The following is a 14,994-nucleotide window of genomic DNA, read 5'->3' on the forward strand; positions in this document are numbered from 1 at the left end:
CACCGGCGGCCGGCATGCCGACGGCCCGCCACAGCTTCCCCACAATCCGCCGCCGCTGCGCCGTCGGCGTCGCGCGCGGCCCGGCCGTCGCACGCGAGGAACACCAGCGGCGCCCGATCCCCTCGCCCGCCGCCCGGGACCTGTCCCACCCACCCACTTCTCTGTTCTTCCTGCTGCGGGGCGTGGACTCGGGGGTGTAGAGAGAATGTCGGCCTTCCGAGCACGACCGGATCAGCGTGGTGACGTGCGGGTTCGCGGACAGGCGCGGCAGAGGGTGCGGATGGTTGTCGGCGGGGATGTGGGCTTGGTCGACGGAGGCGCTGTCGCTTCGTGACCGTGGTCGGGCCTCTGGTCGGGGCCGGCTGCTGCTGTGACCGGTACGCGGGGCGCCGGGCAGGCCGGTGCCGCACCGGACGGGAGGCAAGCGGACCTGCCTGGATCCGCAGCATCGAAGCCGTGGCCGTCCTGCGCCAGGTCCCGGTGCAGACCTACTACCAGCGCACCGACACACGGGGACGGGAGGTGATCACCTGGCGGGACACCGACAGCGAGGGCGTCCCGCCCAGTAGATGCCGCCTGGCCTCGCCCTACGACACCGACGCCCGCTGGGCGGCCAAGGGCGATGACCTGTTCTGGCGCGGATACAAGATCCATCTCACGGAGAGCTGCAATACTCCCCCGAGGCCGAAGCCGAACGGCACGGCCGCCGGGTGCCGAACCTGATCACGGACGTGGCAACCACCGACGCCACCGTGCCCGACGTGAAGGCCACCACCGGTATCCAGCAGCGCCTCGCCGAGCACGGCATCGTCCCCCGGCGAGCACTACCTGGACTCCGGCTCCCCCTCAGCCGACCTGGTCACCGCCACCGCGGCCGAAGGCATCACCATGGTCACCCCACTGCTCGCGGACCACTCCCGACAGGCCAAGGCCGCGAACGGCTTCGACAAGAGCGCCTGGACACCCGCACCGTGGCCATCATCTGGATTCGCGGGCCCCTGAGCGTCAGGGGAGGTAGGCGCCCGAGACGGCGGCGGCCGCGAAAGAAGTGCCGAACAAGTCGGTCCCGTCGGGGAGGGTGCCGAGCGGCTGGACGTCGCTGCCTCCGTAGGCCTCCTCCGTGATCGCTCCCGGGGGCGGTGTGCAGTTGTACGAGGCACGCGCGCCCGTGTCGTCCGTCGCGAGGGCGACGACCGCGTCCGGGAGGCAGGCTGGGTATCCGGACGTCTTCGCCGAACCCCAGTTCCCTGCGGCGGCCACCAGCACGGGCAGTGCCATCTCCGCGGAGCAGTAGCTCAGCAGGTAGTCGACGCTTCTGCCCAGCGAGGTGGCGCACTGTCCTGACACGTCGGTGGTCAGACTTGCGTTAACCAGGTCGTACTCGCCCGACCACAGTGTGTACACAAGGCCGGCCAGCACTTCGTACGACTCGCCCTGGTTGTCCTCGCGGAGCACGCGCAACGGGTGGATGTCGGCGCTGCTCCGGACGGCTGTGATGACCGCGGCGACCGCCGTGCCGTGTCCGTGCGGGTCTGCCGCCGGCGTTGTCGCGATCCCCACGTCGTGGCAGTTGATGAAGTCGATCATGTCGTGGGCGGCACCGCGGACACCGGTGTCCAGCACTGCGACGCGGTGGCCGTTCGCGGTTGGCCCGCTCGGCACTGCTGGTGCGCTCTGTACGAGCGCGTCCAGCCCGTCCGCGTTGAAGGCGTCGTCAGGGATGCTGGCGACTCCCTGCTGAGCGGAACGGAACCGGTAGCCCGGCTCCCACAGCAGGTGAGGCCCTTCGTGGTGGGGGTGTGCGTCCCAGAAGGCAGACCGCCCGCGGGGGCCCCGCATGAGCTCGGCCTGCAACTGCGCCGTCGCGCGCATACCGAGGCCGGGCGGGTGGTGCGCGACGGCGATGGCCGGGCTCCACGCGTCCTCGAAGCGATGGGCGGCCTCCCGGTGGACGTCGTGGAACCTCACCATCGTTGGCCGCTCGATGCGGAGCCGGTCCGGTGTTCGCAGTGTCTCCCAGCGCCCGATGAGCCATTCGATCTCCCACCGTGGCCCAACCACGGTCGAGTAGCCCGCCCAGTCCTCGCACATGGGTGCCCTCCTCTTCTGCGAGCAGCGTAGGTTCGCCGCGAGCGCGGGGCGTGCGGACTACGCCAGCCGGCCGCATGCCCGGGCGGGTCCCCGCGGATTCCCGGAACCTGGTGCCATGGCGGAAGACGCGGTGCCGTACCGGTACGGGCAGTACATGGTCACGGACGACGAGCTGGCCGGGTGGACGGTGTACCGGGCCAGGTTCGACAACAAGATCCTGGGGATTGAGGGCCCCTGCCCGAACTGCCGCCACCCCACCAAGCTGAACGTGGACCGGTCCGTCGTGGCCCGCGGCCAGAGCGGGCGGAAACCGGCCCTCGCCCCCAGCGAGCGGATGACCAGGATCTGCGAGTGCGCCTGCGAAGAGCTGCACGCCTCCGCCGACGCCGGGGAACCGGTGAAGACCTGCGGGAGCTGGTGGCTGGTCACGATGCCGCTGGACCCGGACGCAGATCCGCCGGTGCGCGCGGCGACGGACGCCTCGATGCTGCCCGCGCTGCGCGCCATGCAGGAGGTGACGGCGACGGAGGAGGGCACGGTCCGGTCGTCCGCGGAGAACTGGATCGCGGCGGTGACCGCGCTGCTCGGCCTGTTCGGGCTGGCAGGGGTGCTGATGGGCAAGGACGCGTTCACGGGCCTGAGCGGGTGGGCCCGCCTCGTCGGCGGCGTGTCCACCGCGGCCGCGGTCGGCGGGGCGGCGTTCGCCGTCGTCTCGGCCTACAAGGCGGCGTACGGGTGGCCCGTAGAAGTCGATCTCGGCAACGACCACCTGCTGACCACCTGGTTCCACAACCGGCGGGAACGCCTGAAGCAGGCAGCGAGCCAGCTCGGCCACGCGGTGGTACTGGCCCTGTGCTCCCTAGGTGCGCTCACGGTGGCCATCGGGTGCATCTGGTTCTGGCCGCGGTCGGGCCCGAAGGAGGCTCTCGTCGAGGTGACGCGCGGCAACGACGCCAAGGTCTGCGGCACGCTCCTCAGCTCCAAGACCGACCGCGAGCTGCGGATCAGGCGGCCGAACGGCGACGTCGAGACCTTCGGCGCGGCCGACCTGAGGTCGGTCAAGACCGTAGGCAACTGCACCTCCTGAGCCCCGCGCCTCCCCGGTCGCCCGCTGGACGAGTGGGCCAGCACCAGGAGGGCCTGACGGCCAGCCAGCAGTCGTCGCCACCGCGTCCCGATCTGCCTCTGCCGCCCGGAGAGCTGCCCGGCCAGGAACCGCAGGGTGCGGCTGGAGAGATCAATCGAGGACGGGTAGACAAGCACGCGAAGCTCTTGGCGGACACGGGTGATCTTGGTCGAGAACACGCCTACCAGGAGCTTCGTCGTTCCGTACAGCCCACACCCGCCAGCACCCCAGCACCGCCGTCAGGTTGGAAAAGGCTCCCTACGTGGCTTCCGTCACTGCCCTGTGCGGCAGGCACACCCTGGTGGCTGCCCCGACCCAATTCTCCGGGCCGTGCAGCCTTCTATACCGCAGCGCTCAACGGCGAAGGCGCAATGCATTCCTTCTGCCTGCGGGTGAGGGCCAGGATCGGAGCTTCGGCCTGGGCGGCGTTGCGCACTTTGAACCTGACGATCTGACTCGATCCGTCATCCGGTACCAGGTAGCTGACGCCCATCACGAATTCTTCAGGTCTCACCGTCCGCTGTGCTCTGCTCAGGTTCGTCTCAGCCATCGGGTAGAGGAACAAGACCCCACGCCGGGGCACAGACGTCTCGCCCAATCTGTCCATTCCAACAATCATTTCTCCCAAGCGCCGATGCCGGCGACTCTCCTGTATCGGAGCAGCTAGAAGCTCTGAGCGCCGCGGTGCGATATGGGACGACATCGCTGAATCCTGCGTCCCTGCCAAGGTGTTCTCCGCAGTCTCCTGTGGCCAGAAAACCGCCCAGTCGTCCAACTTCCCCCGCAGTGACCGCAGGTATTGCAGGTAGGGCCGGAACGTCTCAGGGCGCTGCCATCGCAGTCGCTCAAAGACGTCCAGCAACTGCGCGTGAGTGACCACGCCCGCCCGAGCTTGGAATCCGGCGTCGGCCTGCCGGGTACCAAAGTCGCTGGAAACGAGGGAGGTAACGTCATCACACAGCATCTGCTGTAAGGGGCCCCACACCCGCGCATTGTGAGCCCGGTCTGCTGCCCGCGCAGGACGAGCAAGATGTTCCACCCAGCGCCCAGGACTACGAATTTCCACCAGCTCAGCGTTGAAGAGTCTGTTCCTGCGTGTGCGGGTACGCCATGGCAGGTGCTGAGCGGCCAGCGCCGGAAGCTGAGCTGGTTTCAGAGGGCTGTTCGTGGAGTCGACTGAGATCTCACGCAGTTGCGCGCGAAAGGTCTCTTCGGCGCGAGCGAGGTCTAGGGCCCATCCGGCCTGCTGTACGAGCTCAGCTTTGTCCGAGCTGTGCCCGAGGTAGAAGCGCACGAGGTCGCGGTATCCGGGAAGGTCGCCGAACCATTGGTTCAGCATCAGACGGTTGGCCGCGCGGCTGCCTTGCGCGTAGGCGAAGGTGACGGTCAATCCGGCAGGGCTCAGCTCCCGAGCAATCTTCGTCCCGGCGATGACAATTCCCCATACCTCGCGGTGCTCGAAGTCTTCCTGCAGTGCACGCCATCCCTCGTCCGAGCCTGTAATCAGCTGCGGCGCGCGTGTCATACGGCCGACGGCTGCGCGGATGTAGGGGAGCAGGTCTTCGAACGCCTCCGGTGTGTGGTGTCCTTCGAGCGAGGCAGTGGTCTGCTTGAGGATGTCCCGTTCAAAGAGCGCCTTCAGGCGCGCTCTGCTGTCTGCACGATGGAAGGCTGCCGGGTCCCACTGCCGGTGCAGTCGCCCAAGGATCTGGTGCTGGTCCACCAGCCGGTCGCCGCCGTGTACCAGCATCGTGTGATGCCGGTACACGTACGGTCCCGTCTGCTGCCGGTACAGCTTCAATGCGCCGGTGAGGACGAACATGTCCACGGCCTGACCCAGCAGTTCAAAGGCCGTACTGCCTTGGCCTTCTGTCTCGATCAGTGTTCCCGGATCATGTGCCCAAAACGACGGGAGTTCCGACACGCGCAGTGGTGCCCGGTTGGTCTTCTGCGAGCTTGGTTCAGCAGCTGGCTGCGGCAGACACACGACATAGTCACGCGGGAAGAGTTCTTCCTCCGCTCCGGGATCAAGCAATGCCCGGACGAATGGTGTCGAGGAAAATTTGACGTACTGCGCCCGCGGCAAAAGGGCAATGAGTTCGGCAAGACGGCCGTCGGCGCCGCAGTTTCCCGTATCCTTTCCGCCGGCCAGCGGCACGGCTCCAGTGTCTTCGTCGTCGATGACGAGTGCCGGCAGTTCCGGAAGAGGGCACTCGCTGGCCTGCAGATCTCGCATGATTTTGGACAGCACGGCTGCGTTCTTCTTCACTGCCAGCAGCCGTACCGGCGTGTGCTCGAGGTTGCGGGGGGCGTACAGAGGCTGATCCGGATCCGTCTTGATGAACTCCCATGGGCTAGGTCCGCCATCGGTGGCCCGGTAGTCGTGATCCAGCGTGGTCACGCGCATCACACCCGGACGAAGCCTCGCGGCGACGTCCCTGGGATGGGCTGTAGCGCTCCCAGAGCCGCTAGATGATTCGCCGCGCCAAAGTGCCCGCTCCAGCTCCTGCTGGACCTGGAACCGGCGCAGGTTCAGCGCCCCGGTGAGGACGATCACCAGGCGGTATCCAGAATCGACTGCCTTGGCAATCAGCCCTGTGAAGTGAGCCGTCTTTCCTGACTGAATGTGGCCGACGACGAGTCCACGTGTTTGTGCAGCCATTGGCTGGCGGGGATCGGCGAGCTGCCTCAGGACACTGTCACTGCCCTCGTCAAGCGTGGCAATGTGCTGCTCCGCCCAGTCACGTTCATCACGCAGGAATCGCGTGTATTCACGCCACAAACCGTCCGGCCCAGAAGGCCGGTCAGGGGAAGCCGGCCGACCGATCACCACCGCGGGCTCTGCCTGTTCGTCAGCAGCCGGTCGGGCAACCGACGATGCCTGAAGCAACTCCAGGAACCGGGCGATCCTGTCCTCTGCAGGAGTGGCCGGAGCCTCACCGGCGGACAGGCGTTCCAGGGCCCGCACCCACAGGGTGCTGCGCTGGTCTGATCGGGCCGGAGTGGTCTCGCCGTCGAGCATAGTCAGCGCCCGGCCGGCCTGCTGGCTGAGGGACGTTGTGTTGTCGGGCTGGTTCATGCGGGCCTCCCGTCGGTTCCCTGTGCGCGTACCTGTCCGGTGAAGCGGGCCCATGCCTTCTCGGCGGCCCCCGGGCTGATGCCGAGCTCCTTGGCGATATCGGCGCATTTCCAGTCCCGCTGCCGAAGCTGGATCATGGCGCGGATCCTGGGGTCGGCGTGGCGGGCAAGGGCTTCCAGATCCAGCCGGGCATCCGCCGCCCTGTAGGGGTCTGTCGCCTCGGCGTCGGCCTCCCATTGCGAGATCTCATCGGTGGGGTCCTTGGGGGACGAGAATTCGCGGTCCCGCTCCGAAGTGGCCCAGGTCCGGGCCGCGTTGGAGAACTGCAGGGCGACCATGTTGAGGTAGTACGTCCGTAAGGTGGCTCTGCCGCTCGCGGACCATTCTCCGTTCACCAGGGCTCGCTCGCGAAAGATGCGTGCGGCCGCGAACATGACATCCAAGGCCAGGTCGTGGCGGGCGCTCTCGTCGTGCCGCAGATGCGCGCGCAGCGCCAGTGGAAGTGTCGCTGGTCTGCCTGCCCTCTTGGCCTTGTCGAACATGCGACCGTTCTCGATCCACTTCATCACGGTGGGGCGGCACTCCTCGAGCAGCGTGCCGATGTACACGTCCCACATCGGCCCGTCGAAGTCGTCCTCGCGGAGCATCGCCACGAGTTGCTCGTCCGCGCGTAGCGCGGCCTCGTCCGGGTGGGTGGGATGGACGTCGGGCGGCACATGATCGCGCCGAAAGGAGGCCACGACCTCACCGTCGTCACCTGCCGACTGTTCCCACCCCACGAACGGGCCCTCCTCACGGATCGGCCCCGGGGCAGGCCGCTCACTCCCCTTGTAGGTACACCCGGCCAGGAACGCCCCCACCTCTCCAGCGTGACCTGCATCACGCCGATTCAGGGGGAGGGCACTCGCGGCTGACGCACCTACACCTCCAGCAACAGGGGCCGCTGGGGCCCCGTGCGCACAAGGAGCCGAGCGTGTCGACGCCCCCACCGCTGAACACTCGCACCGTGGTCATCCTGGTCCTTGCGACGGCGGCGGGAGTGATCGCTTACAAGAGTCCGGCCTGGGGGCTGGGGATTGCCACGGCCACTATCGTGTACGCCTTCCTCTCGAATCACATGCAGTGAGCCTTTCCCAACCTCAGTGTGAGGCGTTGAGGTGGAGGGTGAGGACGGCTTGGACGAGTGCGGTGCATCGGAGCTTGCGTAGGAGCCGCCAGGTCTTGAGGATGGCCATGGCCTGTTCGCCGAGCGCGCGGATCTTGGCGTGGGAGCGGTTGCTCGATGAGATCAGGATGAGGCGAACCGGCACCTCCATAGGGAGCCCGGATACTTCATCCCCCGCGTGGGCAGCAACGTGGTACTTGATTAGCGTCACTGCAAAGGGGGACTCGGGTGGCGGACGATGGCGATCCGCCGGAGGGGTGGGACGAGGGCGAGTGCCGGATGTGGGAGGCCTACCGGCGCGGCGAGTGGTGCGAGGGTGTGCCGGAAGTGCGGGGAGAGGTCGTATCCCGGCTGCTGCTGATCGCTCCGCCCCCGCACCCGGGCCACCTCGCCCGGCTCCGGGTGCGGGGCGTGCGGATACGCGGGGAACTGGACCTGTCGGAAGCCGTCGTACGAGGGGCCCTACGTCTGAGACGGTGCCGTTTCGATGAGGTGCCGCGGCTGGAGGGTGCGCAGTTGGAGGCGCTCGAACTCGACGAGTGCCGTCTTCCCGGGCTGCGGGCGCACAGCGCACGGGTCGCCCAGGAGTTCAAGGTCACCCGCTGCACGGTAAACGGGACACTTGACCTGCGTTCGCTGACCGTCGGCACTCACCTCTCCCTCGACGCCACCAAGGTCCGTCCCGGACCTGGCGAAGCCGCCATCGACGCCCGGTCCGTCGCCGTCGACGAGTCCTTGTCGGCGCTGGGACTGGACTGCGCGGGCGCCGTCCACCTCAACAACGCCCGCGTGCAGGACCTCCTGTCGCTCCGTGGAGCGACCATCACCACCCCCACCGGCAATCTTCAGATGTCCGAACTCACCGTCGGCGGCGGCCTGTACCTGGGCCGCGGCTTCTCCTGCACAGGAATGGTCAACCTCTGCGGGGCCTCGATCGGTGCGTCGGTGGAACTGCTCGACGCCACCCTCACCGGCCCGGGCCGGGACGCAGGCGACTATGCGCTGCATCTGGGGTGCGCCCAGATCGGAGGTGACATCCAGGCCGAGCGGGGACTCGTCCTCGACGGCCCGGTCACCCTCGCGGACACCTCGATACGCGGCAGCGTCGTCCTCAAGGGCGCCCGCCTGAACCACTCCGCGGGTACCGCGCTCACAGCGGCCCGCGCACACATCGGCGGCGACCTCGACTGCCGGGACGGCCTCTCCGCGCAGGGCACCGTAGACCTGTGCGACGCCCGGATCGGCGGCTCGCTTCTGCTGGACGGGGCCGAACTGACGGCGCCCGGGGGCGACTCGACGGCCCTCAGCGCCAACGGGATCGACGTCGGAGGGGTGGCACACCTCGGTCGGGGCCTCACCGCCCGGGGCAGGATCGGCATCAGTAACGCCACCGTCCGCAGTTACATATCCTTCCACGGAGCGGTCCTGGACGCGGCCGGGGCAGAGGAGGCCCTCGCCTGCCGGGGCACGACGGCGGCCCAACTGTCCCTGCAGTTCGCAGAGCCGCCCAAGGGACACGTCGCCCTCAGCCGAACCAAAGTGATGCTTATTCGGGACAGCCCTGCCAGCTGGCCCACGTCCCTCAGGGTGGACGGCACCGTGTACGACATTCTGCGCCCCACGCTGCCCGCTGCAGAACGCCTCCCCTGGCTGATGCGGGACCCGGAGGGCTTCAAGCCCCAGCCCTACGAGCAGCTCGCGACCGTCTACCAGAGCCACGGTCGGGACGCCGACGCCCGCACCGTCCTGGTCGCCAAGCAGCGCAGCCTGCGGCCGACCCTCGCGTTCCCCGCCCAGCTGTGGAGCCTGCTGCAGGACGCCACGGTCGGCTACGGATACCGCCCGCTGCGGGCCGTATGGCTGCTGGTATGCCTGCTGGCCGCCGGCTCCGCACTTTTCGGGACCTGGCACCCCGAACCCGTCGGCGGCGGCCCCTACCCGCGCTTCCAGCCGGTCATCTACACCCTCGATCTCCTGCTGCCTCTGGTCGACCTCGGCCAGGAACGGGCATACGAGCCGTCCGGGGCCATGCAGTGGGTGGGGATCGTCCTCATCGGTACCGGCTGGCTGCTGGCCACCACCGTCGCGGCCGGCGCAGGTCGAGTCCTACGGAGAACCTGAGCCTCTGCCAACCTGGCTGACAGTGAAGTGAGTTGGCATGGGGGCCGCGTTCGGGAAGAGGTGAAGCTCCTGGTAGATGGGTTGTCGACCAAGATCAACCTGTCCGCCCGGAGCTTCATGTGCTTGTCTACCCATCGGGGCTGGATCTGTCCAGTTCGGCCCTTCAGTTCCTGTCCCGCCTGCTGACTGCCCGGCGCCGTGAACTCGGCACGCGATGGCGTCGGCTCCCGACGGACCAGCAGGCCCTGCTGGTCCTGCTGGTCCTGGCCCACCTTCGGTGCGGACACACCTACGCCCAGCTCGCCGCCGGTTTCGGCGTCGGGACCAGCACGGTGGCCCGGTACGTGGCCGAAGCCGTCGAGCTCCTCGCCACTCTCGCGCCCGACCTCGCCACGGCTCTCCGAACTGCGGCGCGCAAAGCGTTCGTGATCCTCGACGGGACGCTGCTGCCGATCGACCGCATCGGCGCCGATCGCCCCTACTACTCCGGAAAACACAAGAAGCATGGGATGAACGTGCAGGTCATCGCCGATCCGTTCGGGCGTCTACTGTGGGCCTCGGCCGCCCTGCCCGGCGCGGTCCACGACATCCGCGCCGCCCGCACCCACGGCATCATCGACGCCCTGACGAACGCTGGCATCCAATGCTGGGCCGACAAGGCGTATCAGGGCTCCGGCGGTGCGGTGCGGGTTGCCACACCCGGAACATGCACCGCGTGAAGAACAAGGCCCGCATACTGCGCGCGCTGTACGAACGGCTGGACCGGACCGGCTCCAGGACGCAGCACCCGCCGCGGAGACGACCGCAGTGGTCTCCCCCCTGATCGTCGCCCGGCGCCGCCTCCCCCGTCGGCTCCGAGCGACCCGCATGAGGCCTCCCGGCAGCCCGCTCTGCACTAGCGGGGCTGCCGGGGCTCCTTCCCTTGCGAGGGGCGGCTTCCTCCAGGGGTCAGGTGGCGGTGATGTCGGCGGGCCGGTTGCGTGGCGGGGTGGTGGTGAAGAAGGCACGCAGGGACTGGCCGATGCGGTTTTCGCGGTCTGTGCCATGGACGGCGGCATCGAGCAGGTGCGAGAGATCCCCGGTGTCGGAAGGAGTCAGGACGAGCCAGCGCAGGATGACCTGCAGTGTGAGGAGCCGGAGAGTTCGCAGCTCTTTCAGCTTCTTCTCTTCTGTCTGATCCTTGATCACGTCGCCGTGCACGTAGGTGGATCGGGCTTTGTAGGCACGTTGGACGATGGCCCTGACCTCTGTTTGGTAGTCAAGGCCGAGGAACAGTGCAGACGCACGGGAGCGAATATTTTCAGCGGTGCCCACGCGTTCTTCGTCGGGGCTGATCAGCAAGGCTTCCAGGGCGATGACATAGTCGAGATGCAGTTCGTCAGCCTCCACGTCCCATACGCCGTCGTCGTTGTAGGTGCGCTGGTAGGCGGTCAGGATGTGCCGGGCTGCGCGTTCGAGTCGACGGGCGCGCCGCTTGAGGATGCGCCGCTCGTAAGTCGCGCCTGCCATGACCGCGTCGATCTTCGCCGAGATCGCGGTGCAGAAGTCAGTCAGGGCCGGAAGACATGCGGCCGGAACATGGAATTCGCCGGTGTCACGGACCCCTACCTCCTCGCCTCTCCCGTCGCGGCCTTCATAGACCTTGATGGTGGTCGGCACGTCTCTGGGGTTCAGATCGAAAAGGCGTCCGCGCGCGACGGTGAAGACCGCGTCCACCCGGAGAAGTTCGCTGTCCCACAGCATCAGGGGAAGAAGTGCCTGCCAGTGCTGGGCTTCCGCACGCGGGCCAGTGAAGTCGAACCAGGTCGGACGACGCGTGACCGAGCGGCCGGGATCAGGAACATGGAGAAACGGTGCGCCGGTGATCAGGTCGAGATCATGGCTCCGGGGCTGCACGACGTTCAGCGCAGGCATCGGGATCGTCTGATTGAGTTCGTCCGCAGTGAAGGTCTGCAGGGTGTGCTCACCCAGCGGAATCCGTGTCCCCTGTGGGAAGGCGGCGTTGAGGAGCAGCCATCGCTCGGGGACCGGTGCCGGACCAGTGCAGAAGGTGACGAAACTGTCCGCGACCTCGGAGACGGAAACCTGCACGCCCTGGGCAATGAGACGTGCCGCCGCAGCCAGTCCCGACACCTCCAACAGCGTTCGGGAGTTCGGGACCCAGTCTCCGTCGGCCTTGGCGTAGAGGTCGGGGTGCTCTTCCCTAGGCGCTGCGGCTACCACCGCATTCTCCACGTCTTCCCAGTGGGGCTGGAGCATCAGCACCACGATGGACTGGGGTGTTGGAGACAGGGCGCCCGCGTACTCGAGCCACGCCAACACGGCCTCACGCAGGGAGAGATGCTTGCTCATACGGCCTGAACATAGCGGGCCTCAGTCGCATGTGGGCAGCAGTTTTCCCAGTGGTGGAATCAGTAGCAACCGGCCATCGTTCAAGCAGCAGCCGACTACCACGTGACTGTCCTCGCAGCGTTGTTGAACAGCGAAGATCCCGCGCCAGGCCCCAAGGGGGTCTTCGATCGACGCGACCGTGGTCGGCTTCGCCGGCACCGCCCGGCACCCGAAGGCGCTCGCCGTACGGCTGCTGCCCGACGGCCGCGTGGCGCTGTCCCAGTGGCTGACCACAGCACTCCGCTCCGTCGTCGCCCCGCGCCTTGTTCCTCAGACCGGACGGGCGTTCACGGAGGCCGGTGACTCCTAAGCGCCCGCCGGAGGCGACGCGGTGGTGGAGGTCGTGGCGGGCACGACCCGGCACGCGGGCGTCACCGTGGTGCGGTTGCGCTGACCTCCCGCACCGCGTCGGCTGGCGCCATGGGCTGGCGCAGGTCCAGGTAGCAGCGCAGCCGTACGCCGGGCTGGTCAACGTCGTGCGTCGTGCGCTCCGCTGTCGACGTCGCCCACCGGTCGGCGAGCAGCTGCTGGAAGGCGAACGCGGTCTCATCGTCGGCGGCCGCGACGTCGACGACGACCAGGCCAGGCTCACTCACGTGCGTCTCGTTGATCGGGTTCATGTACGGCACTACGCCTGGCCTGCCGAGCGGGTTCCGGCGGTGCGCTGTCTTCACCCAACCGAGTGCAGGTGGTCAGGGGCTGTCGCCTGCCCAGTCCCAGCGGGCCGGGTCGCCGGGGCGCGGGTCGTACAGCGCCCGGCCGCCGGGGCTGAACTGCCCGAGCTCCGTGGGGAGGGAGACGCCGTCGTCGATCTCCTCCGGCCTCCAGCCGGTGATGTCGAGCAGCAGTCCGTCCAGCGGCCCGCCCACGAGTTCGGCGTAGCTGCGTCCCGGCTTCGGGCCGGGGTGGTCGTGGTCGGTGCCGTAGATTCGGCCGCGCAGCAGCTGCTCATTGCCGCTGTCCATCCGCAAGCCATCGCACGGTTGCTCGGGCGCCGACCGGGAAGGAGTCGTCCGGCTGCGTCAGCATCCACCAGGTCACGGTGTCCGGGAACGGCCTCGTGGACGGCCCACTCCATGGCGGCGACCACGCCGTCGAACTGGCGGCGCGTCTCGTCCGCTCCGCTGCCGGAGCCGTGCAGCACCCCGGACGCCGTCTCGTAGAACGCGCCCCAGGTCGTGCGGGCGGCCTCCCGCTCGCCCAGCCCCACCTCAGGCGGGTCTGGTCGAACACCAGCTGCCCCACCTGGCGCGCCCGGAACCCGCCGCGCTGTGCCTGCTGAGCGTGCAGTTCACCGACCGCGTCCAGGAGCACTCCCAGGTCTTCGTGCGTCACCTGCCGGTGACGTCCCCAGGAATCGGCCACCGTCCCGGCGGCCTCGACCACCGCCTGCCGGGCACGCCTCGGCCCGGGAAAGTCCTCGCCCGCCATGTTGTTCAGGACGCTGTCCAGCGCGCCACGCACGCATGACTGCGCCACTTCGTAGGGGCGGCGCAGGCGCTCGGGGTGATTCAGGATCAAGGCCGCGTCCAGGAGCAGATCCAACGCCCGCTCCCCGCGGGCCCCTGCGCCCGCAGAGCCTCGGTCAGCTCGGGCCCCACCGCACACACGGCCGTCTGGAAAGCCCCGGCCGTCCCGGACCCGGAGCGGCTGTCACTCACTCGCCCACCGTACCCGCGCCGACCGGCACCCCGACCACGTGCGCCGAGCGGACCGGCCAGCTCCGACTGCCGGGTCAGGACGCGGTTGCCTCGGTGAGACTTTTTGCCGCGTCACGGGCCACTTGCAGCCCGAGCCGGCGGACCTCGCCGAGCGGCGGGTACATGGAGTCGTGGTCGATCCCCTCCCCGGCCAGGCGCTCCAGGAGTTCGGGCTTCCACGCGGAGCTGACACGCAGCGTCCAGCCCGTCGCGGACCAGTTCATGTTCGGCTTCCCCTTGACGCTGTTGAGGAAGTTGACGCCCAGGGTCGATATGTCGGGGTACTGATCTCCCGGAACGTTGAGTCCGTCGATCCGGTAGGACCGCCCGCCGTAGCGCCGGTTGAGGCCTCCGATGAGAAACCGTCCGCGCTGCGCCTGCATCCGGGGATCGAGCGGGGCTTGGTCGACCACGGCGACCTGCTGCGTCCACTCCCCCTTGGCACGACGCCGTCCGTGCGTAGCATCCGCCCACTCCAGCGTCTGCTGGGAGAAGTCGATTGTGTCGACCCGCTGTGCGGCATCGCGGTGCAGGTGCAGCATGAACAGGCGTCCGTCGACGCCGTGCTGCTGGTCGACCGCGAAGAACAGCGCCTCCAGCGGGGACTCGGAGACGTCGATGAGCCGGGTGGGAATGCCGTGGTGCTGCAGGACGGCAAGGAGCTGCCCGTCCGTCATACGCCGTCCGATGCCCTCGCGCCGCATAGCGTCGATGACCGCGCGTTCCGTCCCCGCCATCACGTGCTCGTCGACCTCGTTGGGGATACCTGCTTCCGGTGCGGCGGGGCGGGCGCGGCAGACCCGGTACAGGCTGGAGGACAGGCCGTAGTCGGTACTGGGCTGCCCGCGGAAGAAGACGTCCTCACCCGGCGTCAGCGGCCACTCGTGCGAGGCCAGCCGGTCGGCGCCGCCGGCCTTCACCCACTCCCACAGCGTCTCGGCGGAGGTGATGCTCAGGCGGCGGTTGGAGTCACGTTCGTCGAAATACTGCGCGGCAAGACCCATGTGCATGAAAGTAGCGGGCTCGGGGACGGGCCCGGAGTGGATCCGGGCCCGTCCGCCCGTGGGGCGGCTACCGGTGCTGCACCCACCACACCAGGCACGCTACACATTGCGAACCTGCGGCCCAGGCAGCCCCGTTGACGAGGCTGACGAGCGCGGCCCGGGCGAGCCGGCGGGTGACGGGTATGGGCTTGTCCATGGTTCCCCTCCTGGGTGTCCGTCCGGCCCCAGCGGCCGGGCATCACGACCGTGCCGGGCAGGAGAAGGAGTTGTCCGAAAGGATGGGCAGGGCGGGCAAACTCCCCCTAACCTCCTGGTCA

Annotated in this window: 15 protein-coding genes and 3 pseudogenes; 8 read left to right on the forward strand and 10 right to left on the reverse strand. The window is 68.3% G+C overall.

The genetic code is table 11. The features are described from left to right. Positions 1-14 precede the first annotated feature (14 nt). Positions 15-200 (forward strand): hypothetical protein, encoded by a 186-nt coding sequence (locus tag OG787_RS12190; protein WP_405535195.1) that lies wholly within the window; start codon positions 15-17, stop codon positions 198-200. A 256-nt stretch (positions 201-456) separates the two neighbouring features. Then, entirely contained in the window at positions 457-723 is a 267-nt protein-coding gene (locus OG787_RS12195; RefSeq protein WP_405535196.1) for a hypothetical protein, read from the forward strand. A 282-nt stretch (positions 724-1,005) separates the two neighbouring features. Here OG787_RS12195 and OG787_RS12200 read toward each other — a convergent pair whose 3' ends face one another. Next, on the reverse strand, positions 1,006-2,091 hold the full coding sequence (locus OG787_RS12200; protein WP_405535197.1) for a S8 family peptidase: 1,086 nt from the start codon (positions 2,089-2,091) through the stop codon (positions 1,006-1,008). Between the two features lie 115 nt (positions 2,092-2,206). On the opposite strand from OG787_RS12200, the gene OG787_RS12205 reads away from it, so the two are divergent. Next, positions 2,207-3,178, forward strand: coding sequence for a hypothetical protein (locus OG787_RS12205; protein ID WP_405535198.1), 972 nt, complete (start codon positions 2,207-2,209; stop codon positions 3,176-3,178). Between the two features lie 20 nt (positions 3,179-3,198). Here the strand turns inward: OG787_RS12205 and OG787_RS12210 are convergent. The 3 genes and pseudogenes from OG787_RS12210 to OG787_RS12220 form a co-directional block, all read right to left on the reverse strand. Continuing rightward, positions 3,199-3,354 (reverse strand): annotated as a pseudogene (locus tag OG787_RS12210) (IS5/IS1182 family transposase); the annotation flags it as partial. A gap of 203 nt (positions 3,355-3,557) precedes the next feature. Then, a complete protein-coding gene (locus OG787_RS12215; protein ID WP_405535199.1) occupies positions 3,558-6,296 on the reverse strand; it encodes a Z1 domain-containing protein in 2,739 nt (912 codons plus the stop codon). Continuing rightward, positions 6,293-7,075, reverse strand: coding sequence for a hypothetical protein (locus OG787_RS12220; protein WP_405535200.1), 783 nt, complete (start codon positions 7,073-7,075; stop codon positions 6,293-6,295). The genes OG787_RS12215 and OG787_RS12220 overlap by 4 nt, the downstream gene beginning before the upstream one ends. Positions 7,076-7,269: 194 nt before the next feature. Between OG787_RS12220 and OG787_RS12225 the strand changes: the two genes are divergently transcribed. After that, positions 7,270-7,422, forward strand: coding sequence for a hypothetical protein (locus OG787_RS12225; protein ID WP_405535201.1), 153 nt, complete (start codon positions 7,270-7,272; stop codon positions 7,420-7,422). Between the two features lie 13 nt (positions 7,423-7,435). Here the strand turns inward: OG787_RS12225 and OG787_RS12230 are convergent. Next, positions 7,436-7,573: pseudogene (locus OG787_RS12230) on the reverse strand (IS5/IS1182 family transposase); the annotation flags it as partial. A 116-nt stretch (positions 7,574-7,689) separates the two neighbouring features. Here OG787_RS12230 and OG787_RS12235 point away from each other — a divergent pair. After that, positions 7,690-9,582, forward strand: coding sequence for a hypothetical protein (locus tag OG787_RS12235; protein WP_405535202.1), 1,893 nt, complete (start codon positions 7,690-7,692; stop codon positions 9,580-9,582). A 119-nt stretch (positions 9,583-9,701) separates the two neighbouring features. Then, positions 9,702-10,286: pseudogene (locus OG787_RS12240) on the forward strand (transposase family protein); the annotation flags it as partial. 244 nt (positions 10,287-10,530) lie between these two features. Here the strand turns inward: OG787_RS12240 and OG787_RS12245 are convergent. Continuing rightward, complete coding sequence (locus OG787_RS12245; RefSeq protein WP_405535203.1) at positions 10,531-11,934, reverse strand: hypothetical protein; 1,404 nt, start codon at positions 11,932-11,934, stop codon at positions 10,531-10,533. Positions 11,935-12,112: 178 nt separating this feature from the next. Here OG787_RS12245 and OG787_RS12250 point away from each other — a divergent pair, with 178 nt between their 5' ends. Further along, positions 12,113-12,283, forward strand: coding sequence for a hypothetical protein (locus OG787_RS12250; RefSeq protein ID WP_405535204.1), 171 nt, complete (start codon positions 12,113-12,115; stop codon positions 12,281-12,283). 61 nt (positions 12,284-12,344) lie between these two features. On the opposite strand, the gene OG787_RS12255 is transcribed toward OG787_RS12250, so the two are convergent. Together OG787_RS12255 and OG787_RS12260 are read right to left on the reverse strand one after the other, a co-directional pair. Further along, on the reverse strand, positions 12,345-12,569 hold the full coding sequence (locus OG787_RS12255; protein WP_405535172.1) for a DUF6207 family protein: 225 nt from the start codon (positions 12,567-12,569) through the stop codon (positions 12,345-12,347). A gap of 96 nt (positions 12,570-12,665) precedes the next feature. Then, positions 12,666-12,938 (reverse strand): hypothetical protein, encoded by a 273-nt coding sequence (locus OG787_RS12260; protein WP_405535205.1) that lies wholly within the window; start codon positions 12,936-12,938, stop codon positions 12,666-12,668. 319 nt (positions 12,939-13,257) lie between these two features. Here OG787_RS12260 and OG787_RS12265 point away from each other — a divergent pair, with 319 nt between their 5' ends. Next, positions 13,258-13,443, forward strand: a complete 186-nt coding sequence (locus OG787_RS12265) for a hypothetical protein (protein WP_405535206.1) — start codon at positions 13,258-13,260, stop codon at positions 13,441-13,443. A gap of 265 nt (positions 13,444-13,708) precedes the next feature. Here OG787_RS12265 and OG787_RS12270 read toward each other — a convergent pair whose 3' ends face one another. Both OG787_RS12270 and OG787_RS12275 read right to left on the reverse strand, forming a co-directional pair. Beyond that, the gene (locus OG787_RS12270) at positions 13,709-14,677 is read right to left on the reverse strand and encodes an FRG domain-containing protein (RefSeq protein ID WP_405535207.1); all 969 of its coding nucleotides are present in this window, start codon (positions 14,675-14,677) and stop codon (positions 13,709-13,711) included. 67 nt (positions 14,678-14,744) lie between these two features. After that, positions 14,745-14,873: a hypothetical protein gene (locus OG787_RS12275; protein ID WP_405535208.1), complete on the reverse strand. Its 129-nt coding sequence runs from the start codon at positions 14,871-14,873 to the stop codon at positions 14,745-14,747. Positions 14,874-14,994: the final 121 nt, after the last annotated feature.

Source organism: Streptomyces sp. NBC_00075 (assembly GCF_045041225.1).
GTDB lineage: Bacteria > Actinomycetota > Actinomycetes > Streptomycetales > Streptomycetaceae > Streptomyces > Streptomyces adonidis.